Raw genomic sequence first — 23,724 nt, 5'->3', positions numbered from 1 at the left:
AAGACTGCCCTTACATACAACGGTTTTTTTTATTTGGGCCAGTTGCGAATTGTCCCGTAAATATTACTCTTCTAATCTGATATCCAGTGCTAAACCTTTCAATTCATGCATAAGCACGTTGAAAGATTCTGGCAATCCTGGTTCTGGCATTGGCTCACCTTTAACTATACTTTCGTATGTTTTAGCTCTACCAATTACATCATCAGATTTAACGGTCAATATTTCTCTTAATGTTGCAGATGCTCCATAAGCTTCTAATGCCCAAACTTCCATTTCTCCAAAACGCTGACCACCAAATTGTGCTTTACCACCTAATGGCTGTTGCGTAATTAATGAGTACGGTCCAATAGAACGTGCGTGCATTTTATCGTCCACCATGTGACCCAATTTCAGCATGTAGATAACACCTACGGTTGCTGGCTGATCAAAACGGTTTCCTGTTCCACCATCATAAAGATAGGTATGTCCAAATCTTGGAATTCCAGCCTCATCTGTAAATTCATTAATTTGGTCTAGGGTTGCACCATCAAAAATAGGCGTCGCATACGTACGGTTTAATTTCTGACCTGCCCAACCAAGAACAGTTTCATAAATCTGCCCAATGTTCATACGAGATGGTACACCAAGTGGATTTAAAACAATATCAACAGGTGTTCCGTCTTCAAGGAATGGCATATCTTCTTGACGAACAATACGCGCTACAATACCTTTGTTACCATGACGACCTGCCATTTTATCACCAACTTTAAGTTTACGTTTTTTAGCAATGTAAACTTTAGCTAATTTGATAATACCAGCTGGTAATTCATCACCTACAGAAATCGTAAACTTCTCACGACGTAAAGAACCTTGTAAGTCGTTTTCTTTAATTTTGTAGTTATGAATTAAATCGGCTACTAATTTATTTGTATAATCATCAGTAGTCCAAGATCCAGCAGTTAAGTGGGTATAATCATCTACAGCATTTAACATTTTAAGTGTATATTTCTTACCTTTTGGTAGTACTTCTTCACCTAAATCATTAAAAACACCTTGCGCTGTTTTACCAGATACAATAGTGAATAGTTTTTCAACTAAAATATCTTGTAAATCATCAAACTTTTTGAAGTATAACGCTTCTAATGCAGCAATATCTTCTTTATCTTGAGCTCTCTTGCGCTTATCTTTAACGGCACGAGCAAATAATTTTTTATCAATTACTACACCATGTAATGATGGCGACGCTTTTAATGATGCATCTTTCACATCACCAGCTTTATCACCAAAAATAGCACGTAATAATTTTTCTTCAGGAGTTGGATCTGATTCCCCTTTTGGTGTAATTTTACCAATAAGAATATCACCAGGCTTCACTTCTGCTCCAACACGAATCATACCGTGTTCATCTAAATCTTTAGTTGCTTCTTCTGAAACGTTAGGGATATCATTCGTTAATTCTTCGTTACCTAATTTAGTATCACGAACTTCCAATGAATACTCATCAATATGAATTGATGTAAATACATCATTTCTAACAACTTCTTCAGAAATTACAATAGCATCCTCAAAGTTATACCCTTTCCAAGGCATAAAGGCTACTTTCATATTTCTACCTAAAGCTAATTCTCCCTTTTGTGTTGCATAACCTTCACAAAGAACTTGACCTTTCTTAATTTTATCACCCTTTTGAACAATTGGCTTTAAATTAATGGAAGTTCCTTGGTTGGTTTTTCTGAACTTAACAAGTGGATATGTTTTTGTATCGCTTTCAAAGCTTACTTTCGCTTCATCTTCAGTTCTATCGTACTTGATAGTAATTTCGTTAGCGTCAACATATTCTACAACACCACTTCCTTCGGCGTTTATTAATACACGCGAATCTGATGCTACTTGTCTTTCTAATCCTGTTCCAACAATTGGTGCTTGCGGACGTAATAATGGAACGGCCTGACGCATCATGTTAGATCCCATTAATGCACGGTTGGCATCATCATGTTCCAAGAATGGAATTAATGAAGCTGAAATAGATGCAATTTGATTTGGCGCTACATCAGTATAGTCAATTTCACTTGGGTCAATTACTGGGAAGTCACCTTCCATACGCGCAATTACCTTATCATGTAAAATTTTACCATTGTCATCAACCTTAACAGTTGCTTGTGCAATTAATTTATCTTCTTCCTCTTCAGCACTTAAGTACGTAGGGGTGCTCTTAATATCTACAACACCATCTGTAACTTTACGGTAAGGCGTTTCAATGAATCCCATAGAATTCACTTTAGCAAATACAGAAAGTGACGAAATTAAACCAATGTTTGGTCCTTCTGGTGTTTCAATAGGACATAAACGTCCGTAGTGTGTGTAGTGAACGTCACGCACCTCAAACCCTGCTCTTTCACGAGATAAACCACCAGGTCCAAGAGCTGATAAACGACGCTTGTGCGTAATTTCAGCAAGTGGATTGGTTTGATCCATGAATTGCGATAATTGGTTAGTACCAAAGAACGAATTAATAACAGACGATAAAGTCTTGGCATTAATTAAATCGATAGGTGTAAATACTTCGTTGTCACGTACATTCATACGCTCACGAATAGTTCGCGCCATACGTGCTAAACCAACACCAAATTGTTGTGACAATTGCTCACCAACTGTACGTACACGACGGTTAGATAAGTGATCAATATCATCAATCTCTGCTTTAGAGTTGATAAGTTCAATTAAGTATTTAATGATAGTAATGATATCTTCTTTGGTAAGCACTTGCTTATCCATACCAATATCAAGACCTAATTTTTTATTCATTCTATAACGACCTACTTCTCCTAAAGAGTAGCGTTGGTCTGAAAAGAATAATTTGTCAATAATACCACGTGCAGTTTCCTCATCTGGTGGCTCTGCATTACGTAATTGACGGTATATATGTTCAACAGCTTCTTTTTCAGAGTTTGTTGGATCTTTTTGTAAGGTATTATGAATAATTGCGTAATCTCCTTGTTGTGCGCTTTCTTTATGTAAAAGAACAGTTTTCACACTTGTTTCAAGAATTTCTTCAATATTATCTTTATCAAGAACGGTATCTCTATCTAATACAATCTCGTTACGCTCAATTGAAACTACTTCTCCAGTATCTTCATCAACAAAATCCTCATGCCATGTGTTAAGAACACGCGCTGCAAGCTTACGTCCTAATACTTTTTTAAGTCCTGCTTTAGAAACTTTAATTTCTTCAGCAAGATCAAATATTTCTAAAATATCTTTATCACGTTCAAAACCAATGGCTCTGAATAACGTTGTTACAGGTAATTTTTTCTTACGGTCGATATACGCATACATCACTTGGTTGATGTCTGTTGCGAATTCAATCCATGATCCTTTAAATGGAATAACTCTGGCTGAATATAATTTTGTTCCATTGGCATGGAATGATTGACCAAAGAATACACCTGGTGATCTGTGTAACTGCGATACAACTACACGCTCTGCACCATTGATACAGAAAGTACCAGAAGGTGTCATATAAGGAATTGTTCCTAAGTACACATCTTGAACAATGGTCTCGAAATCCTCATGTTCAGGATCTGTACAGTACAGTTTAAGTCTTGCCTTGAGCGGTACGCTATATGTAAGTCCACGTTCTATACATTCTTCAATTGTATAACGTGGTGGATCAATAAAGTAATCTAAAAATTCTAAAACAAATTGATTACGTGTGTCTGTAATTGGGAAATTTTCCAGAAAGGTGTTATATAAACCTTCGTCTCCTCTTTCTTCAGATTTAGTTTCTAGCTGGAAAAAATCCTGGAAGGATTTTATCTGAATATCCATAAAGTCAGGATATTCTGTTCTATTTATAATAGACGAGAAATTTAATCTTTCAGCTTGTTTTGTTAACATCAATGGGCGGAATTTTGATTAAAAAAAATAAAATAGCGTATGTAACGATTATATACGCAAAATGGTCTAGGCCTAAAAGTGTTCACTTTAGACCTAAACCGTAATGTTTTAGAGTGCTTAAATTACTTAAGCTCAACCTCTGCTCCTGCTTCCTCTAATTGAGATTTTAGAGCTTCTGCTTCGTCTTTAGAAACACCTTCTTTGATAGGGCTTGGAGCACCATCAACTAATTCTTTAGCTTCTTTTAATCCTAATCCAGTTAATTCTTTAACTAGTTTTACAACTGCTAATTTAGAACCACCAGCGGCTTTAAGGATTACATCAAATTCTGTTTGCTCTTCAGCAGCGTCTCCACCACCAGCAGCAGGACCAGCCATAGCTACAGCAGCTGCTGCAGGCTCGATACCATACTCATCTTTTAATATAGTTGCTAATTCGTTAACTTCTTTTACTGTTAAGTTTACTAATTGTTCTGCGAAATCTTTTAAATCTGCCATTTTTCTATCGTTTTAATAAATTTTAATAATAATATAATTGTAATTAAGTGCGTACTATTTGTGACTATCCTTCTTTTTCAGATAGTGTTTTTAAAATACCTGCTAATTTACCACCACTTGATTTAAGTGCTGAAATAACGTTTTTAGCTGGTGATTGTAATAAGCCAATAATATCACCGATAACTTCTTCTTTAGATTTAATATTTACTAAAGCGTCTAAGTTTTCGTCGCCAAGGTATATAGCTTCCTCAATAAATGCTCCTTTTAAAAGTGGCATTTTTGATTTTTTACGGAAGTTCTGAATAACTTTAGCTGGTGCATTACCAACTTCAGAATACATGATTGACGTATTTCCCTTTAATGTTGAAGGAAGGTTGCCAAAATCTTTATCTGATGCTTCCATTGCTTTTTCAAGCAAGGTATTTTTAACTACGGCCAATTTTATATTTGCCTTAAAACAAGCACGACGTAAATCTGATGTCGATCCTGCGTTTAATCCGGAAATATCTGCTAAATAAATAATATTATTATCGGCTAATTGCGCAGTTAATTCTTTAATTACTTGTGATTTTTCTTCTCTAGTCATAATAAAAGTTTTAAACTACTTAACCAATTTTATTATCTACAGCTATACTTGGACTCATGGTACTAGACATAAAAATGCTCTTCACATAAACTCCTTTAGCAGCAGTTGGTTTAAGTTTCATTATTGTTTGTAATAATTCGTTTGCATTACCTGCAATTTTATCAGCACTGAAAGATGCTTTACCTATTGATGCGTGTACAATACCAGTTTTATCAACTTTAAAATCAATTTTACCAGCTTTTACATCGCTAACAGCTTTAGCAATATCCATTGTTACTGTACCTGTCTTTGGGTTAGGCATTAAACCACGAGGACCTAATACACGTCCTAAAGGACCTAATTTACCCATAACACTTGGCATAGTTACAATAACATCTACGTTTGTCCAACCACCTTTAATTTTATCAAGGTATTCATCTAAACCAACGTAATCTGCACCAGCTTCTTTAGCTTCTGCTTCTTTATCTGGTGTTACTAATGCTAAAACTTTTACGTCTTTACCAGTACCGTGAGGAAGCGTTACAACGCCTCTTACCATTTGATTTGCTTTTCTTGGATCTACGCCTAAACGTATTGCCAAATCAACAGATGCATCAAACTTAGTATTGGTTATTTCTTTTACTAATGCTGAAGCTTCACCGACAGAGTATACTCTACCTTTCTCGATTTTTGCTACAGCTTCTTTTTGTTTCTTTGTTAATCTTGCCATTTTACAATTTTTTTAGATTAATTAGGGGCAGTACCGCCTTTAACAGTTATACCCATTGATCTAGCAGTACCCGCAACCATTGTCATGGCTTTTTCGATTGTAAATGCATTTAGATCTTGCATTTTATCTTCAGCGATGGTTCTAACCTGATCCCAAGAAACTTTTGCTACTTTTTTAATGTGTGGTTCACCTGAACCCTTTTTCACTTTGGCCGCTTCTAATAATTGTACAGCTGCAGGAGGCGTTTTGATAACAAAGTCAAATGATTTGTCTTTGTATACCATAATAACCACTGGTAAAACTTTACCAGGCTTATCTTGTGTTCTAGCATTAAACTGCTTACAGAACTCCATGATATTAACTCCAGCGGCACCTAAAGCGGGTCCAACCGGTGGCGACGGATTCGCTGCACCTCCCCTTACTTGTAGTTTAACTACTTTACTTAACTCTTTTGCCATTTTTAATAATTTAGTTTTTTTGTAATCTCTTTTTTTGAAGCTAAAGATTACACTTTATGATTGTAACAATTATTATACTTTTTCTACTTGCATATAGCTTAATTCCAATGGTGTTTTTCTTCCGAAAATTTTCACCATTACTTCAAGCTTACGCTTTTCTTCGTTAATTTTCTCAATTGTCCCATCAAATCCATTGAATGGTCCATCAATAACTTTAACGGTTTCACCAATATTAAATGGAATAGCCACATTTGTATCAGCTTCTAATGATAACTCATCAACTTTACCTAACATTCTGTTTACTTCAGATTGTCTTAATGGCACTGGATCTCCTCCTTTTGTTTCTCCTAAAAAGCCAATAACGTTTGTTACTGATTTTATAATGTGAGGAATTTCTCCAGTTAAATTTGCTTTTATCATGATGTAACCTGGGAAATAAACCTTTTCTTTGTTTGTTTTCTTACCGTTACGTATTTGGATTACTGTTTCCGTTGGAACTAAAACCTGCTCAACAAAATCTTCATATCCTAAACGTGCTATTTCCGTTTCTATATAAGCTTTAATTTTATTTTCTTGACCGCTTACAGCTCTAACGACATACCACTTTTTCTCATTTCCTTCAGACATAAAATTTTATTTTAACCGTTAATCCAATGAAAGTAAAATCCTATTGCTTTGCTAAATACCGTGTCAACACCCCAAATAGCTAGTGAAAAAATGATAGAGAACACTGCTACCAAAACTGTTAACTTCTGTCCTTCTGCCCATGTTGGCCAAGTCACATTGTTTTTTAGTTCTCCAAATGATTCTTTTATATAGTTTGCAATTCCAGCCATTGTTTAATATGTTTTTAATTTTCAGGAAGTAATTATAAAATATTTACTTCATAAATTGCACGGGTTGAGAGACTCGAACTCCCGACACCTGGTTTTGGAGACCAGTGCTCTACCAACTGAGCTAAACCCGTAAATACAAGTCAAGGTATTCCGAAAAACGGAATACCTTAACTCTATATTTATTAGATAATATTAATCTAAAATTTCAGTTACCTGACCAGCACCAACTGTTCTTCCTCCTTCACGGATAGCGAAACGAAGACCAACATTCATTGCGATTGGCTGAATTAACTCAACGTGAATTGTTAAGTTATCTCCTGGCATAACCATCTCAACACCTTCTGGTAAAGCAATGTTACCTGTTACATCCGTTGTACGAACGTAAAATTGTGGACGGTAGTTATTATGGAATGGCGTATGACGACCACCTTCTTCTTTTTTCAAGATATAAACCTCAGCTTTAAATTTAGCGTGTGGTGTTACAGAACCTGGCTTACAGATTACCATACCTCTTGAAATTTGACTTTTCTCAATACCTCTTAATAAGATACCTGCATTATCACCAGCCTCACCTCTATCAAGGATTTGACGGAACATTTCAATACCAGTAATTGTAGAAGTAATCTTTTCAGCACCCATACCGATGATCTCAACTGGATCTCCTGTATTAGCAATACCAGTTTCGATACGACCTGTAGCAACAGTTCCACGACCAGTAATAGAGAAAACATCTTCAATAGGCATTAAGAAAGGCTTATCAACCTCACGTTGTGGCTCTTCAATCCAGTTATCAACAGCTTCCATTAATTCTAAAACTGTATCAACCCATTTTTGCTCACCATTTAAAGCACCTAATGCAGAACCAGCAATTACAGGTCCATTATCACCATCGTACTCATAGAAAGAAAGTAAATCTCTAACTTCCATATCAACCAATTCGATTAACTCTTCGTCATCAACCATATCCACTTTATTCATGAATACAACGATACGAGGAATACCTACTTGGCGACCTAATAAGATATGTTCTCTTGTTTGTGGCATAGGACCATCAGTAGCCGCAACCACTAAAATAGCACCATCCATTTGTGCTGCACCAGTTACCATGTTTTTTACGTAATCCGCGTGACCTGGACAGTCAACGTGTGCATAGTGACGATTTTGCGTCGCATATTCTACGTGTGAAGTATTAATTGTAATACCTCTTTCTTTTTCTTCTGGAGCGTTATCAATTTGATCAAATGATCTTGCTTCTGAAAAACCTGCATCAGCTAATACTTTAGTAATAGCAGCAGTTAAAGTTGTTTTACCGTGATCTACGTGTCCAATAGTACCTATGTTAAGGTGTGGTTTTGAACGATCGAAAGTTGCCTTTGCCATGTTTAATTTATTTTAATCTTATTTATATTAGTACTTAATTATTCAATTTTAAAAGAGCCAATGACGGGAATTGAACCCGTGGCCTCTTCCTTACCAAGGAAACGCTCTACCCCTGAGCTACACCGGCGTAAAGTTTTTATTTCTTTTACATGCCTAAACAAAGACAAACCTTAAAAGAAGAGATTCCTCCTTTGTAAGGAATTTTTTGAGCGAGAGACCGGGTTCGAACCGGCGACATTCAGCTTGGAAGGCTGACGCTCTACCAACTGAGCTACTCTCGCATTTCTTTGAATATTTCTCAATATCCAAAAGGTGTTTTATTATTTCAATTCTAGATTACTTTCATAATCCTGTAAAAGCGAACTTTTACGAAATTTCAAAAAACGTGTTTTGAAATTTTTTTAGCTTTTAAACACTGCTTTACAAAAGCGAGCATTTAAGCTCAATTATATAAAACAGTTTTTCAAAACTTCATGTTTTAGCGGATTACCAACTCCGTTGGTGATCCGTAAGGGTGACCCCTTACTTACGCTTTTAAAACACTGCTTTACAAAAGCAAACTTTTGATCAGCAGCTTATTTAAAAGCTTTGTGGGGAGAGCAGGATTCGAACCTGCGAAGACGTAGTCAGCAGATTTACAGTCTGCCCTCGTTGGCCGCTTGAGTATCTCCCCAATCACTTTAATTCAATATTTCAAAAAAAACTTTTTTTTGAGCCGATGGAGGGACTCGAACCCACGACCTGCTGATTACAAATCAGCTGCTCTAGCCAGCTGAGCTACATCGGCTTTTTAGCATCTTTTTGGAGCTAAAAAAAAAGCCCGCTATTTCTAACGGACTGCAAATGTATAGAATTATTTTTTTATTCAAAACATTTTTTCAAAAATTTTATCATAAATGTGATCTTAATTTTTCTTTTCGTTTCTTTAATTGACGTTCAAGCGAGGCTACAGCCGTATCTACACCTTCTTCAAAAGTTTTACATTGTTTCTTTACTACAAAACTATCTCCTGGTACATTTACACGTGCTTCAAAGATTTTATTCGCCTTATCACTGGTGTTCTCTACTTTCAAATAAACATCTGATTGGATAACTTTATCATAATACAAATCTAATTTGTCCATGCGCTTCTGAATAAAGTCTAACAGTTTCTGATCTGCATTAAAATTAACGGACTGGGTGTTTACTTTCATACGGTTCTATTTTTAATATTAAACAAATGTGTTTTGCTGCTAATTTTTCTGACCTCGTGGATGCGCTTTTAAATACACTTTCTTTAATTCGGATATACTATTATGCGTATAAACTTGTGTAGCGGCTAAACTGGAATGACCAAGTAATTCTTTAACAGCATTTAAATCGGCACCTTGATTTAGTAAATGAGTAGCAAATGAATGCCTTAAAATATGTGGACTCTTTTTTACCTTGGTAGATGCTAAACTAAAATAATCATTTATTATGCGGTAGACAAGTGTTTCATAAATTTTAACGCCTTTTTGTGTTAAAAAGAAATGATTTTTGTCGGTAATGTTTTCTAATGTAATTCTAGCTTTTAAATACTGTTGTATGGTTTCCATAACAGAATCTAATAAGGGAATAATTCGTTCTTTGTTTCGTTTTCCTAAAACTTTCAAGGTTTGGTTGGATGTATCGATTTGGTTTAACTGAATCTCTACCAATTCAATCCGACGAATTCCTGTAGAATAAAAAAGTTCAATAATTAACTTATTCCTAATACCTTCAAAGCTGGAATCAAAATTCAATTCATCTAAAACTGATGCTATTTCAGCTTCCGAAAATGGAATTTGAATTTTCTTACTCGTTTTTAACGCTTTATGTTTTGAAAGTGGATTTCCTGTAATATCTCCCACTTTTAATTGAAATTTATAATACGAATTTAATGCTGAAATTTTTCGGTTTATAGACCGATTACTTATTTTTTGATCCACTAAATTTACAATCCAATTCCTAATTTCTGGATAATTAACAGACAACATATCCTGTGTCTGATAGGTTGCCGATAAAAAGGTAAGAAAATCATTTAAATCCTTTTCATAGGCTTTCACAGTGAGCTTGGAATAGTGTTTTTCCAAAAGTAAATAATCTATAAAAGGTTGAAATGGCATGAGAGTTCGTGTATAATTTAGATTATTATTTGATCTGCTTACTTGTAAAATTACGAAGATTAATTGGTCTTTAAATTCAAAGCAAAAAAAAATCCCACATTTCTGTAGGATTCATTTTTTAATAGGTTGAGAGATTAGATATTCTCCTGATCTCTTAAACGCTGTATGTACTGTGCTTTCTGAATTTGAGCTCTGTGCTCTACTGAAGGCTTTGTAAACTGCTTACGTGAATTTAAAGCACGTTTTGTTCCCGTTTTATCAAACTTTCGTTTGTAACGTTTTAGCGCTCTATCTATATTTTCTCCTTCTTTAATTGGTATAATTAACATAGTCCTTAACCTCCTCTCTTTTAGAATTTTCAAGATGCAAAAATAGTAACAAATTTAAATTCTGCAATGAAAAAATAAAAAAATATTTGCTCTATTCGAGAACTTCATTAACCATAAAAAAAGTGAGGTTTATATTTCAAAATATAATAACAAAACAGAAACAACTTAAGGTTAAGCTATTTCTGTTTTCTAGAATATGGATACTCTAAATGCTAATCTTTAAACAACGCGTAACGCTTGGTTAAATCTTGAATGAGTTTTTCTTCTTCTTTACTTTCCAATAAGGTATTGTAGCTTTTCCAAAAATCTTTATCATAAGGTTTCGGCGAAAATAAATCGGAATCCCATGGTTTGGCTAATGCTTCCTTTACTTGCGCATCATCTGTAATAATTTCTGTGAACAAAATTTCTTGAACGGTATAGTAATAACGTTCGTCTTTATTAATGGCCGATTCATCAATTTCCGTTTTAGGATCATCTATTGCAACACCTACATTTACGAGTTTTGGTGTTTCATAATACACATAATTCAAGTACATTTTATCTTGATACTCTTTATAACTCAACACCAATTTATGAGTGATATCTGTATCATATAATGTTTTACTTCTGCTGCGTTGTGCTTTGGAAGCGGCAACCAATTCATATTCAATTTTTTTTATGGCATAGGTATCCCAATAAATATAAATCCATCCTTTGGGATGATAACCATCATTGAAAATTCCTGGTGTTTCCAAATTCACATATTCAAAACTTTCTGAAATTTGAATTTTATAAATCTTCCGGTCATTTTCAACTAGAACCGTATCCAAATTAAATTGGTGTTTGCTCATGATATCCTCGCCAAACAACGCACGTGAATTTCCCGCATTACGAACCATGTTTAATTTACCTTGAAATAAGGTTTCTAATCCGTTGGTACGATTATCATTCCATTTAATAGCCTTTATTAAGGAACTGGTTCTAATGGTATCACGCCTTAAATTATTCTTTGAAAACCTGATATTCTTGGATTTGTTTTTTAAATAAGATGTGTATGCTAATAAACTATCTACATCACGCAAATCATAACTTTTACGAACCTGATCTACATTAATTTTGAGATTTTCTGCCGTACTGGATGCGTAATTGGAATCGTGCAAAGTAATAGCACTTTCAATAAGCCATTTAAATTCCTTTTTATTGCGCTCTTTATGACGCATAAATCCTTTTTGTAAATAAGACGAATCCGGCAAGTTTTCTGGCAACTCTTCAATAGCACGCATGACGATATCCTTACCCGTTTTTGGTCTAGTTTCAGCTATTAATAATACCTCGTCTAGAGACGCTACATCTTCATCTAAATAAATTTCAAAAGAGGCATCAAATTCATCAACCGGGATTTTATAACTTTTAAATCCAATTGAGGATACAATTAACGTATCTTTTTTATACTTGTTTGGTACGGTTAATAAGAATTTACCATCCGCGTTTGAAACGGTTCCGATAGTTGTATTTTTAACATAAATACTCGCACTTTCTATAGGTTGAAACGTGCTCCCTTCTAGAACCGTATTTGTTAATTCGGTTTGAGCTGAAGCACATGTTCCAATAACAAGTAGCAGGATACTTAAAAAATAGGTTTGAAAACGATTTGTCATTTAAAGTTTATTTACTTGGTTGCAGGCTTGTAATCTACGCCGTCCAATGTCATTTTAGCGATTATTTCCTTTAGCATTTTCGCCAAAATAACTTTCGAAGTTATTTCGTCGCTGGCTTATAATCTTTTCCATCCAACGTCATTTTGGCGATAATTTCTTTTAGCATTTTCGCCAAAATAACTTTCGAAGTTATTTCGTCGCTGGCTTATAATCTTTTCCATCCAACGTCATCTTGGCGATAATTTCTTTTAGCATTTTCGCCAAAATAACTTTCGAAGTTATTTCGTCGCTGGCTTATAATCTTTTCCATCCAACGTCATTTTGGCGATAATTTCTTTTAGCATTTTCGCCAAAATAACTTTCGAATTTATTTCGTCGCTGGCTTATAATCTTTTCCATCCAACGTCATCTTGGCGATAATTTCTTTTAGCATTTTCGCCAAAATAACTTTCGAAGTTATTTCGTCGCTGGCTTATAATCTTTTCCATCCAACGCCATCTTGGCGATAATTTCTTTTAGCATTTTCGCCAAAATAACTTTCGAATTTATTTCGTCGCTGGCTTATAATCTTTTCCATCCAACGCCATCTTGGCGATAATTTCTTTTAGCATTTTCGCCAAAACAACTTTCGAAGTTATTTCGTCGCTGGCTTATAATCTTTTCCATCCAACGTCATTTTGGCGATAATTTCTTTTAGCATTTTCGCCAAAATAACTTTCGAAGTTATTTCGTCGCTGGCTTATAATCTTTTCCATCCAACGTCATTTTGGCGATAATTTCTCGCAAAATTTCAGATGTACCACCTCCAATTGGTCCTAGTCGGCTATCACGTAATAATCGTGCCATAGGATATTCTTCCATATAACCATAACCACCTAAAAATTGAAGACACTGGTATATCACCTCATCGGCCATTTTGGTAGATTGCAATTTGGAAATCGTTGCTTCTTTAACCACATATTCACCTTTATTCATTCTGTAGGCAATAGAGTAGTTAAATTCTTTACAAACAATCATACTTGCGTATGCATCTGAAAAGGCATGACGTAAGGCTTGGAATTTATTTATACTCTTTCCAAAGGCGTAGCGTTCACTCATATATTTCTTGGCATAATCTAAAGCAAATTCAGCGCGAGCATGTGAGTTTACGCCCATAATTAAACGCTCAAATGCAAAATGTTGCATGATATATGGAAACCCTTTATTCTCTTCACCCATTAAATTTTCAGCAGGAATGGTCACGTTATCAAAAGCAATTTCGGCAGTATCACTTGCTCGCCATCCTAATTTATCTAATTTGGTTGCAGAAATACCAGGTGTATCACGATCCATAATAAACATACTAATTCCCTTGTTTCCTAACTCCGGATTTGTTTTAGCGGCAACTACTAAATAATCGCTATAAACCCCATTTGTAATAAATGTTTTGGATCCGTTAAGGACATAAGTGTCACCTTTCTTTTCAGCCGTTGTGCGCATTCCTGCCACATCACTACCACCAAAAGGTTCGGTTACACAAAGGCAACCAATCATATCACCAGAAATACTTGCTGTTAAATATTTTTCCTTAATAGCATCACTTCCTTCAGCATTTACGTGTGTCATTGCCAAATAAGCATGCGCCCACATATTGGCTGCAAAACCGCCAGAATTAACTTTTTGCAGTTCTTCAAGAAAAATGATTGTATAAAATAAGTCTAAATCTAATCCGCCATACGCTTCCGGATAATTAACACCAAAGAAGCCCATATCCCCGAATTTTTTCCAAATAAAACGCTCAACAGTTCCGTCTTTCTCCCATTTTTCAATATGTGGAACTACCTCTTTCTGTAAAAAATCTTTTAAGCTCTGTCTAAACAAGTTATGCTCTTCGGTGAAGTACATAGTATTCATAAATTTTGGTTTTTTGTATAATTATTCGAGTGTCAAATATAACGTAATTATCTCAATCTTGTTTACAGGGAAGTCTTTAACTTTCGTTAAATCGGTTAATGATTTAAAGCCATCCAGAAGAATTCGTTGCTCTATAATGTTGTGCGCCACTTCATAATCTATATATGGAATGGTAACCAACTCATCTCGCGTAGCTGTGTTTACATTGAAACGCGCAATGGGTTTTGGTGTTTTTACAGTGAATTGTTCTTGAATGCGTTCAATGACCTCAGCAGACAAGCCATACACTTGCGTTAGTTCTACATCAGCAATAAATTGACCTCCTATTTTTTCGCGATAGGAAACTATGCGCTCGGATAAAGCATCACCAATACCATAAATACGTTTTAATTGAGAAGCTGTTGCTTGGTTTAAATCAATTTTCTGCGCAAATGTTTTGGGTTTGCTATTGTAGTTATTAGAATTGAAAGGTTTCGGTTTCGGATTTGTAACCCATTCTGGAAATTTAAAATTTGGTGATAATACGGCTAAAAGCGAATCAGACACTTTGGTTACTTGCTGAAATTCTGATGCCGAATTCACCCATTTTTCCGATGCTCTAAACTTATGAAGTCTATCTATTTCTTCATTGCTCATGCCTAAAGTATAGCCTTTATAGTCGGTTATATAATTAGGGTTGAAAGGAAATATTTTGAATTTAGAATTTTCAATCTGAACCAATTTTAAAGAATCAATTTCCTGCTGGAGTTCGTTATTGATGAGCGCCTCATGGTTGTTGCCATCTAATGTTTTATTATAATAGTGAAACAAAACTTGAAGAATCACCATGATAGCGATTAACAAAAAAATCCCATTTCGCTGTTTTTTAGTAAACGTGAAATGGGATTTCATAATGATTAATTTAGAAGTTTATTTCTTATCCAACCTTTTATATAATTGGTTAGTTTTTAGTTTCTGTATGTATTCGTTTAAATCGAATTTCACCTCACTAGACATAATGTAAAGACCAATTATGTTTGGAAACGACATGGCTAAAATCATCATATCTGAAAAGTCAAGAACAGCCCCTAAACTAACGGATGCTCCAATAACTACAAATACTAAAAATAACATTTTATATATAAATTCAATTTTCTTACTCTTACCAAATAAGTATGTCCAAGCTCTCATTCCATAATAAGACCATGATATCATAGTTGAAAATGCAAATAAGAATACCGCTACCGCTAACACATATGGGAACCAAGATATTTGACTACCAAAAGCATCAGATGTTAATTGTGCACCAGCCATACCTTCTACTTCATGCATACCAGTAAAAATTAATACTAAAGCCGTTAATGTACAAACAACAACTGTATCAATAAATGGTTCTAATAAGGCCACAAAACCTTCCGATGGTGGATTGTTTGTTTTCGCTGTACTATGAGCAATAGCTGCAGAACCTACACCTGCTTCATTGGAAAATGCGGCACGCTGGAAACCAACTATTAATACGCCAATAACGCCGCCTTTAAGAGCTGAAGGACTAAAAGCACCTTCATAAATAGCCGTAAATGCAGGGCCAATATTTTGAATATTCATAATAATTACGGCAAGGGCAGCAACTACATAAATACTAGCCATTACAGGAACCACTCTACCTGTTACTTTAGCAATACTGTTAATACCTCCAATAATAACAACTCCTACTAAAATTGCGGTTATAATACCAAAATAGAACCCGTTACCTTCTAACATAGGAAACTGACCTGCTAACTGCTCAAAAGATTGATTGGCTTGAAACATATTACCACCTCCAAAAGAAGCACCAACTGCTAAAACGGCAAACATACCGGCAAGCACTTTTCCAAATCCTTTCATGTTACGCTTTTCAAGCCCGTAACGTAGGTAATTCATGGGGCCACCAAACACACGACCATCAGGCAGAATATCACGATATTTAACACCTAAAGTACACTCTACAAATTTTGTTGACATCCCTAATAATCCACAAACAATCATCCAGAAAGTTGCACCTGCTCCTCCCAAGGATACTGCTACAGCTACACCGGCAATATTCCCTAAACCAACAGTACCTGAAACGGCTGTTGCCAAAGCTTGAAAGTGTGTAACTTGTCCAGGTGCATCTGGATCGTCATATTTTCCACGTGCTAAATCAATAGCATGTCCAAATCCACGGATATTAATAAAGCCCATTCTAATTGTAAAGAATAACGCCCCCAATACTAACCAAATAACAATAAATGAAATAGGTTTTGTTAGTGGGTCACCATTTGGATGGGTTAAAACAACTGGCTTATCATAAGTTACTTGTGCGAAATTATGAGCACCTTGTTCAATTACGTGTTGCGCATTATCTGAATTAAAAATAACGTTTCCTTCTGCGGTTAAATGCTTTAATTTTCCTTTTGCTGATGAGTTTACCGTAATATCATTTCCAGCCATATCCTGAATAACGGCAATTGGCTCATCTTTAAGGACATTTTCACCATCGTCTTTAAGCCAAGACTTAAGTGTATATTTATTTTGAACTTCGTTCGTCCAATTTGGAATACCTATTTGTTTGCTATCTGCATAGACAACTGGGTCATAAATTCCTATTGCAGCAAAAGGATCCCAAAAAAGCACCGAACCTAGCGCACTAACTGCCGGTGTCATGGTGCCATTAAAAACCTCTGTAATTGCTTCCGTTTCTACCGTATAAACCACTGTCTTACTGTTTCCTGCAGCATCTGTAACAACAACTGAATACGGAACTCCTTCTGTAAGCCCCATAGCTCTATTAGAAGTTAACGGTGTACTTTGATTACTCCAGCGATAGGTATAAGGCTCTACTCCACCTTTAACCGTAATTGTTACAACACCATCGTTAATTGTGGATGAAGGGTTTGAGACTTGCCCTTCTATTTCAAAATTTTGCGCAAACGCTATTATGGGCAGAATTGCAGTAAAAATTGAAAGAAGAATTTTCTTCATAAGATTTTTTATTAGTTAGTTTTTTATAAATTAGTAGGACAAGATGCTAAAAAAAAATGAGTTTTTAAAACATCTGTTGTTAAAAACAAAATTTGATTAACGGATGTTGTAAACTGAATTAAGCTTCATTATCTGTTCTGGCCTTCCAAGCACGATAACTTTAGAATTAGGCATTAGGCGTTGTTCGGCTTCTGGATTAATAATATAATCGCCATTTTCATCTTTATAACCTATAACATTACAACCTGTTTTTTGGCGTAAATCCAAATCGCGAATGGTACGAATTTCCGTTGTATCATAGAATTTACTCACCGCAATTTCTTCAATATTAATATTGGATTTCCCAACAATAGATAAGTTATCAATAAACTCAATTAAATCGGGAACAACCACCAAAGATGCCATGTGATCTCCACCTATTTTATCTGGCAAAATAACATTATTAGCACCAGCTAGTTTCAACTTGTTGTAAGACGTTTCTTGAGATGCACGACTAATAATTGTCATATCCTGATTTATTTGCCGAGCAGATAATACCACAAATAGGTTATCCGCATCATTAGGCAATGCAGAAATTAAAGTCTTAGCCTTCTCAATTCCTGCTTGTAAAAGAATCTCGTCTTCATTGGCATTTCCATGAACAAATGGCACCATTTCACTTTGGAATTTTTCAATAACCTCTTTATCCCGTTCAATTACCACAAAAGGTTTTTTATAAGCCATTAGTTTATGTGCAGCTTGTTTGCCGTTTCTGCCATAGCCACAAATAATAATATGACTAGAAAGATTATCAATCTTTTTTTGCATTTTCTTTTGTTTTAAATCTTCAAAATTATTTTTACTCAAAATATATTCGGTAATCACACTAATAGCATAACCAACAATAATAACACTAGTAAGAATTAAAAAAATAGTGAATATTTTAGAAGCATCATCCAAAGGGCGGACTTCGCCAAAGCCTACCGTTGTAACGGTTATTACTGTCATATAAAGCGCGTCTACCCAGCGGTAACCGGACATAATCATAAACCCTATAACGCCAACTAAAAGCAATAAAATTAACAAGACAATTGCTATTATTATTTTAGAACGAAAAAGATTTAAAACGAAGTTTCTCATACTTATAAATCAAACACTGATGAGCGCTTTGTGAATAATAAGTCTTTTATTCGCATCCAAAAAGCAATAAACAAATAGAGGGCAAAACCAAAGCCTAATGTCACAAAGGTGAGATACATAAATGAGGTTCTTACAACCTTCGCACGAATACCCATGCGGTCAGCTATACGCTGGCAAACGTAATAACCACGCTTTTGAAAATAAAGTAAGGCATTATAAAAAAAATTCATGTTGCAATGTAATAATTTATTTGCTTATTAAGCGATTTCCAATAGCGCATTGTAAACATTTATTTGGATTGCAATACTGCATCTTCAGCTGTAATAACGCTTGTGAAACACTGGCGTAATTAGGCATTGGTTTCAATTGGTTAAACTTATTTACAATGGTATTGTTTTCGGAAGGAACATGTGCCATAAGTTCTAGTAGTTCTGAAATTACATCTGTTCCTTGTTTTTTATTGTAGGCAAATTTTAAAGGCACAACCGTATTTATAATTAATAGGTGAATAAAATTTTTAGTCAAAATCTTTTTTGATGGTTTGGAAGTCGTTTGAAACGTAAAATGTGTTCTCCAAAATTCAGAACAGCCCACTTGAAAAAGCTTATAAATTTGCTCAAGGGTTTTACAATCCATTATTTTTGAAAACAATGCGTCATTTTCAGTATATAAGACGGCCAATTGTGATAAGCGTATGGTTGGAAAATTAGGAGGCCGTAACTTAAAAAACTGCGGTTGTGTTACCAAACTATTATCCAATTGAAATTTGTTTTTCATAAATTTATAATGCGCCTTCAATTGCAGCTCATAAGGCTCATTACTTTCTGAACTTAATAATCCGGCCTGACCTAAAAATAAGGCTTCCAGCTCTTCAGGTTTATTTTGAAGTTTTCTAATGATAGCAAAATCTATAGATTGTGCCATGCTTAAAAACGCATCACCATTAATATTAAGACCAAAGTTTTTAGCGAGCATGGCAAACAACACGGCTTCCCAATTGTTTTTTGATTTTTTCAATAAATGCGTAATTGCAACGGACTTCTGCTCTAAACGTTCTATATATAAGCGTTCCAACCAATTTTGCAATAAAAAGTCTGGTGTATCACTAAATTCATTTTCGCAATTTATCCATGATTGTTTTTTAGAGAAGAGTTCATGGTAATTATTAAGTAATTTTTTATCCACATGATGCTTCAGTTCCAATGTTGGAATTACGGTATTATCTTTTCTGAAAACATCGGTATCGTGTTCCCAAACCACATGAAGTATCACGTTTTGATACGCAGGATCTTTTTCATGATGATGCACATACCAATCGCTAGATTTAATATGAATTTCTACATTTCCTGCCCAAAGCTGATTATCAATTTTAAGTTGCGCTGCAAAAAAATCAGGGCCAGAAAGCTGATTGTGCTGTCCTGAATTTACCACAGTAATAAGCTGCTCTTGAGTTGTTTTCAAATTCAAAAGCTGAAACTTTTTAAACTGCCATAAATAATGTAAAAACGCTTCTTGCATCCTCCTAATTTACATATTTTAAACTAATTATGGCGCTGTGTTGCGAGTTTCGTATTTTTACAAAAACTAAAAATAAGCGGAAACTAACTATTTACATGAAATATCTTGCTTTTCTAACCGTAATCCTTCTAACACAAACACCTATGACACTTTATAACTTTAATACAGATAGTAAACAAACCGATTGGTATATTCTTGATGATGTGGTTATGGGCGGAAAATCTAATGGCACGTTTAGTATTAATGAAGCTGGAAATGGTATTTTTAAAGGCGAAATATCATTAGAAAATAATGGCGGTTTTTCTTCTGTTAGACACGATTGTAATGTAAAAAATCACGAAGGTTTTACACGTTTTAGAATCCGAATAAAAGGTGATGGTAATCCCTATCAATTCCGTGTAAAGTCCAACAAAAATAATAGATATAGTTATGCAGCCACATTTCAAACCTCTGGAGATTGGGAAACCATAGACATTGCCTTTACTAATATGCCTGCTGTTTTCCGTGGTCGAAATTTAGACATGCCCAATTTCCCTGGTAAAAATATGGAAGAAATTGGTTTTTTAATCGGTACTAAAAAACCGCAAAAATTTCAATTAGAAATAGAGAGTATTGTGTTAGTAAAGTAAAATTTCATCTGAACTTTTTAGTATCTTCGAATTCATGAATACAATAGAAATCCGACAGGTAAATGTAGTGCAATATATCAATCCATTGCGCGAAGGTGGTTCGCTTCCAGCCATAGTAAAAGCGGATGATGGCTTCCTGTATGTCTTAAAGTTTAGAGGTGCTGGTCAAGGCAAAAAAGCATTAATTGCCGAACTTATTGGTGGCGAAATTGCACGCGCTATCGGTTTACATGTGCCCGAATTGGTGTTCATGAATCTAGACGACTCCTTCAGCAAAACCGAACCTGATGAGGAAATTCAAGATTTACTCAAATTTAGTGTGGGTTTAAATCTCGGACTTCACTATTTATCTAGTGCTATTACTTTTGATCCGTTAGTAACCCATATTGATTCTTTGACGGCTTCCAAAATAGTTTTAATGGATAGCATCATTAGTAATATTGACCGAACCGCTAAAAACACCAACCTTTTAAGTTGGAATAAAGAATTATGGGTTATTGATAATGGTGCTAGTTTTTATTTTCACCATAATTGGCAAACATGGGAAAACCATTTAACGAGAACGTTTCCACTTATTAAAGATCATGTATTACTAGAGTTTGCCAAAAATTTAAATGAAGCTTCTCAACACATTACAACACAACTTAACACGGAGAAAATTGAAGAAATTATTTCATTAATCCCGGAAGATTGGCTTGAAAGTGACGCGGATACGTTTTCTCCAAACGACATGAGAGCAGCTTATACCACCTATTTAAAGGCCAAACTTGCCATGATTGATCAATTAGTTAAAGAAGCTGAAGATGCCAGATAACGTTACTTTTGAATATGCCATTATAAGATTGGTTCCTAAAGTTGAACGGGAGGAATTCTTTAATATTGGTGTGATCCTTTTTTCGAAGCGGAAAAAATTTCTAGGCATGAAGTATTATATAAATCCTAAAAAACTAGCCGCATATTCAAGCGACATAGATAAAGCTGAAATTGAGAGCTATTTAAAAGTCTGGGAGTCCGTTTGCCAAGGTAATCCTTCTGGTGGCCTTATTGAAAAAATGGAAGTTTCTGATAGATTCCGATGGTTGGCAGCTTCCAAAAGCACCATTCTTCAATGCTCCAAAACACATTCAGGACTCTGTACAAATCCAAAAGAGACCTTGGAAGGCCTCTTTGAATTGTTTGTATTGTAAAATTCGTTCTTAATTCTTAATCAACTTTTTTGTTGAAGTTTGACCATTTTGGTTAATAATCTTTAAAAGATAAATACCGCGTGTTAAGGTTGGTGCAAAATTTTCAAAATTACGAGTCTTTGAAGAAACATGAACCCTTTTTCCCAATATGTTATAAACCTCAATCGTTTTTATTGGAGTTACTGTATCTAAATTAATCATGTTTGTGAACGGATTAGGATAAATTTTTACTACTTGACTTTCTATATCTGCAGTTGATAATAAAAAGGATGCATAAACATAATCTGTAATTGAAACAACGGTAGAATAACTATCTAATTCTTGCTTAAGCAAATTAGCATCACAATTACATACCAATTCATATTGTTCATAGGAAGTTCCAACATTTACATTCTCATAAAGACGCACATTATAATCAGAAAATATTTGATTTAATCCTCCATCATTTGTAACGGCTATTTCATTGGAGTATGACACAAAACTGCCGACATTATTGTCTACTAGATTTAGAACTAAACCATTAGACAAAACATCCCCAGAAAATATATCAACGTAGTTTATTACTGAATTATAATTTGTTAAGTCTTGCAAAAACTGCTCCACGTCACAGTCTTCACAACTTACAACACCTAATTTATCCATCATGGTTTCATTTGTATAACCATAGACCATTTCATAAGACGTAACGTTATGATTTTGAAATATTAGATTTAAACCGGCATCATTGGATTCGTTTGAATACTGTCCTCCAACCGTTAATGAATACCCAACATTTTCATCCACCAACTCAATCTGAATCTGATGTTGTTGCGCATAAGTAGAAATGTTAATAAAAATAAATATAAAAAAGTATATATGTTTCATACAAATAGATCTAGCACTTTAAAGGTACAAAAAATAACTTTTAGGACTTAATCTTCCAAAAGGTTAATTGAAACCTTATTCAACATAACCCATTTTCTCCATCCATTCGTTGTTGAACATTTTTCCAACATAACGACTTCCGTGATCGTGGAATAAAACAACAACTACATCATCTTTTGTAAAATGCTCTTTAAGCTGTAACAAGCCTTTTATTGCTGCTCCCGCCGAATTCCCTAAAAACATGCCTTCTTCCTTGGCTAATTTCTGGGTATATATAGCGGCGTCTTTATCCGTAACTTTGGTAAAACCATCTATAATACTGAAATCCACATTTTCTGGTAAAATATCTTCACCAATACCTTCGGTTACATATGGATAAATTTCCTTCTCGTCAAAAATTCCTGTTTCATGGTATTTTTTAAAGACACTTCCATACGTATCAATTCCCCAAATTTTTACATTCGGATTTTGCTCTTTTAAATATTTACCAACACCAGAAATAGTTCCTCCTGTTCCAACACCAACAACAAAATGCGTAATTTTTCCATCGGTTTGTTTCCAAATTTCTGGACCTGTGCTTTCGTAATGTGCTTTGGCATTACTTGGGTTATCATATTGATTAACATACCAAGAATTTGGTGTTTCTTCACCCAATCGTTTGGAAACAGAATAATAACTTCTTGGGTCATCTGGCTCCACATCTGTTGGACACACAACTACTTCTGCTCCAACGGCACGAAGAATATCCATTTTTTCTTTAGACTGCTTATCTGAAATCACAAAAATACATTTGTAACCTTTTACAATAGCAGCTAAAGCTAATCCCATACCTGTGTTTCCTGACGTTCCTTCAATAATCGTTCCGCCCGGTTTTAAACGTCCATCTGCTTCCGCATCCTCAATCATGGTTAAAGCCATACGATCTTTAACAGAGTTTCCGGGATTAAAAGTTTCGTATTTAGATAATACCAAACATGGTAAATCTGCTGTTAATTTATTTAATTTTACCATGGGTGTATTACCAATGGTTCCTAGTATATTTTCTACGTAATCCATATATGAGTTTTTAAGATAATCGTTCGCACTAAACAATAGCGA

Annotated in this window: 23 protein-coding genes and 5 tRNA genes; 3 read left to right on the top strand and 25 right to left on the bottom strand. The window is 34.8% G+C overall.

The genetic code is table 11. From position 1 onward, the window contains the following. Positions 1–63 precede the first annotated feature (63 nt). The 23 genes from rpoB to ACFPH8_RS08280 form a co-directional block, all read right to left on the bottom strand. A complete protein-coding gene (rpoB, locus tag ACFPH8_RS08390) occupies positions 64–3,876 on the bottom strand; it encodes a DNA-directed RNA polymerase subunit beta (protein WP_248395221.1) in 3,813 nt (1,270 codons plus the stop codon). Positions 3,877–3,998: 122 nt separating this feature from the next. Further along, complete coding sequence (rplL, locus tag ACFPH8_RS08385) at positions 3,999–4,373, bottom strand: 50S ribosomal protein L7/L12 (RefSeq protein ID WP_248395222.1); 375 nt, start codon at positions 4,371–4,373, stop codon at positions 3,999–4,001. A 64-nt stretch (positions 4,374–4,437) separates the two neighbouring features. Further along, positions 4,438–4,959 carry a 50S ribosomal protein L10 gene (rplJ, locus tag ACFPH8_RS08380; protein WP_248395223.1) on the bottom strand — a complete coding sequence of 174 codons (522 nt, stop codon included), beginning with the start codon at positions 4,957–4,959 and terminating at the stop codon, positions 4,438–4,440. 19 nt (positions 4,960–4,978) lie between these two features. Continuing rightward, entirely contained in the window at positions 4,979–5,668 is a 690-nt protein-coding gene (gene rplA, locus ACFPH8_RS08375; protein WP_248395224.1) for a 50S ribosomal protein L1, read from the bottom strand. Positions 5,669–5,685: 17 nt separating this feature from the next. Next, entirely contained in the window at positions 5,686–6,126 is a 441-nt protein-coding gene (gene rplK, locus ACFPH8_RS08370; RefSeq protein ID WP_248395225.1) for a 50S ribosomal protein L11, read from the bottom strand. 72 nt (positions 6,127–6,198) lie between these two features. Further along, the gene (gene nusG / locus ACFPH8_RS08365) at positions 6,199–6,753 is read right to left on the bottom strand and encodes a transcription termination/antitermination protein NusG (protein ID WP_092209600.1); all 555 of its coding nucleotides are present in this window, start codon (positions 6,751–6,753) and stop codon (positions 6,199–6,201) included. 11 nt (positions 6,754–6,764) lie between these two features. Then, entirely contained in the window at positions 6,765–6,962 is a 198-nt protein-coding gene (secE, locus tag ACFPH8_RS08360) for a preprotein translocase subunit SecE (protein WP_248395226.1), read from the bottom strand. A 58-nt stretch (positions 6,963–7,020) separates the two neighbouring features. After that, positions 7,021–7,093, bottom strand: a tRNA-Trp gene (locus ACFPH8_RS08355). A 61-nt stretch (positions 7,094–7,154) separates the two neighbouring features. After that, a complete protein-coding gene (tuf, locus tag ACFPH8_RS08350; RefSeq protein ID WP_248395227.1) occupies positions 7,155–8,342 on the bottom strand; it encodes an elongation factor Tu in 1,188 nt (395 codons plus the stop codon). Between the two features lie 55 nt (positions 8,343–8,397). Then, positions 8,398–8,469: transfer RNA gene (locus tag ACFPH8_RS08345), tRNA-Thr, on the bottom strand. A gap of 81 nt (positions 8,470–8,550) precedes the next feature. Further along, positions 8,551–8,623, bottom strand: a tRNA-Gly gene (locus ACFPH8_RS08340). 310 nt (positions 8,624–8,933) lie between these two features. Next, positions 8,934–9,015 (bottom strand) — tRNA-Tyr (locus ACFPH8_RS08335). A 40-nt stretch (positions 9,016–9,055) separates the two neighbouring features. Then, positions 9,056–9,129, bottom strand: a tRNA-Thr gene (locus ACFPH8_RS08330). 103 nt (positions 9,130–9,232) lie between these two features. Next, positions 9,233–9,535, bottom strand: coding sequence for a ribosome hibernation-promoting factor, HPF/YfiA family (gene hpf / locus ACFPH8_RS08325; RefSeq protein ID WP_248395228.1), 303 nt, complete (start codon positions 9,533–9,535; stop codon positions 9,233–9,235). A gap of 39 nt (positions 9,536–9,574) precedes the next feature. Then, complete coding sequence (locus ACFPH8_RS08320; RefSeq protein WP_376860092.1) at positions 9,575–10,468, bottom strand: tyrosine-type recombinase/integrase; 894 nt, start codon at positions 10,466–10,468, stop codon at positions 9,575–9,577. 134 nt (positions 10,469–10,602) lie between these two features. Further along, positions 10,603–10,797: a 30S ribosomal protein S21 gene (rpsU, locus tag ACFPH8_RS08315; RefSeq protein WP_376860090.1), complete on the bottom strand. Its 195-nt coding sequence runs from the start codon at positions 10,795–10,797 to the stop codon at positions 10,603–10,605. Between the two features lie 212 nt (positions 10,798–11,009). Continuing rightward, positions 11,010–12,437 (bottom strand): carboxypeptidase-like regulatory domain-containing protein, encoded by a 1,428-nt coding sequence (locus ACFPH8_RS08310; protein WP_376860088.1) that lies wholly within the window; start codon positions 12,435–12,437, stop codon positions 11,010–11,012. Between the two features lie 723 nt (positions 12,438–13,160). Continuing rightward, positions 13,161–14,330 (bottom strand): acyl-CoA dehydrogenase family protein, encoded by a 1,170-nt coding sequence (locus tag ACFPH8_RS08305; protein WP_376860086.1) that lies wholly within the window; start codon positions 14,328–14,330, stop codon positions 13,161–13,163. A 21-nt stretch (positions 14,331–14,351) separates the two neighbouring features. Beyond that, on the bottom strand, positions 14,352–15,221 hold the full coding sequence (locus ACFPH8_RS08300) for a ComEA family DNA-binding protein (RefSeq protein ID WP_376860084.1): 870 nt from the start codon (positions 15,219–15,221) through the stop codon (positions 14,352–14,354). A gap of 18 nt (positions 15,222–15,239) precedes the next feature. After that, positions 15,240–17,309, bottom strand: coding sequence for an amino acid carrier protein (locus ACFPH8_RS08295; RefSeq protein ID WP_376860082.1), 2,070 nt, complete (start codon positions 17,307–17,309; stop codon positions 15,240–15,242). A 96-nt stretch (positions 17,310–17,405) separates the two neighbouring features. Further along, the gene (locus ACFPH8_RS08290) at positions 17,406–18,428 is read right to left on the bottom strand and encodes a potassium channel family protein (protein ID WP_376860080.1); all 1,023 of its coding nucleotides are present in this window, start codon (positions 18,426–18,428) and stop codon (positions 17,406–17,408) included. A 2-nt stretch (positions 18,429–18,430) separates the two neighbouring features. After that, entirely contained in the window at positions 18,431–18,658 is a 228-nt protein-coding gene (locus tag ACFPH8_RS08285; RefSeq protein WP_066251082.1) for a PspC domain-containing protein, read from the bottom strand. A gap of 16 nt (positions 18,659–18,674) precedes the next feature. Continuing rightward, complete coding sequence (locus ACFPH8_RS08280) at positions 18,675–19,946, bottom strand: DUF2851 family protein (RefSeq protein ID WP_376860078.1); 1,272 nt, start codon at positions 19,944–19,946, stop codon at positions 18,675–18,677. Positions 19,947–20,041: 95 nt separating this feature from the next. Here ACFPH8_RS08280 and ACFPH8_RS08275 point away from each other — a divergent pair, with 95 nt between their 5' ends. From ACFPH8_RS08275 to ACFPH8_RS08265, 3 genes are read left to right on the top strand one after another with little or no spacing between them, the layout of a single operon-like run. Next, a complete protein-coding gene (locus ACFPH8_RS08275) occupies positions 20,042–20,575 on the top strand; it encodes a CIA30 family protein (protein WP_376860076.1) in 534 nt (177 codons plus the stop codon). A 34-nt stretch (positions 20,576–20,609) separates the two neighbouring features. Further along, entirely contained in the window at positions 20,610–21,389 is a 780-nt protein-coding gene (locus ACFPH8_RS08270; protein ID WP_376860074.1) for a HipA family kinase, read from the top strand. After that, positions 21,379–21,762, top strand: a complete 384-nt coding sequence (locus ACFPH8_RS08265; protein ID WP_376860072.1) for a DUF3037 domain-containing protein — start codon at positions 21,379–21,381, stop codon at positions 21,760–21,762. The genes ACFPH8_RS08270 and ACFPH8_RS08265 overlap by 11 nt, the downstream gene beginning before the upstream one ends. A 9-nt stretch (positions 21,763–21,771) precedes the next feature. Here the strand turns inward: ACFPH8_RS08265 and ACFPH8_RS08260 are convergent, their stop codons facing one another. Then, on the bottom strand, positions 21,772–22,626 hold the full coding sequence (locus ACFPH8_RS08260; RefSeq protein ID WP_376860070.1) for a T9SS type A sorting domain-containing protein: 855 nt from the start codon (positions 22,624–22,626) through the stop codon (positions 21,772–21,774). 75 nt (positions 22,627–22,701) lie between these two features. Next, positions 22,702–23,682 (bottom strand): PLP-dependent cysteine synthase family protein, encoded by a 981-nt coding sequence (locus ACFPH8_RS08255; RefSeq protein ID WP_248395246.1) that lies wholly within the window; start codon positions 23,680–23,682, stop codon positions 22,702–22,704. Positions 23,683–23,724: the final 42 nt, after the last annotated feature.

Origin of the sequence: Bizionia hallyeonensis (assembly GCF_042657385.1) — a bacterium.
In the GTDB taxonomy this organism is placed as follows: Bacteria; Bacteroidota; Bacteroidia; order Flavobacteriales; family Flavobacteriaceae; genus Algorimicrobium; species Algorimicrobium hallyeonense.
The sequence above is the reverse complement of the archived record's forward strand: the minus strand, read 5'-3'. Positions and strand labels throughout refer to the sequence as shown.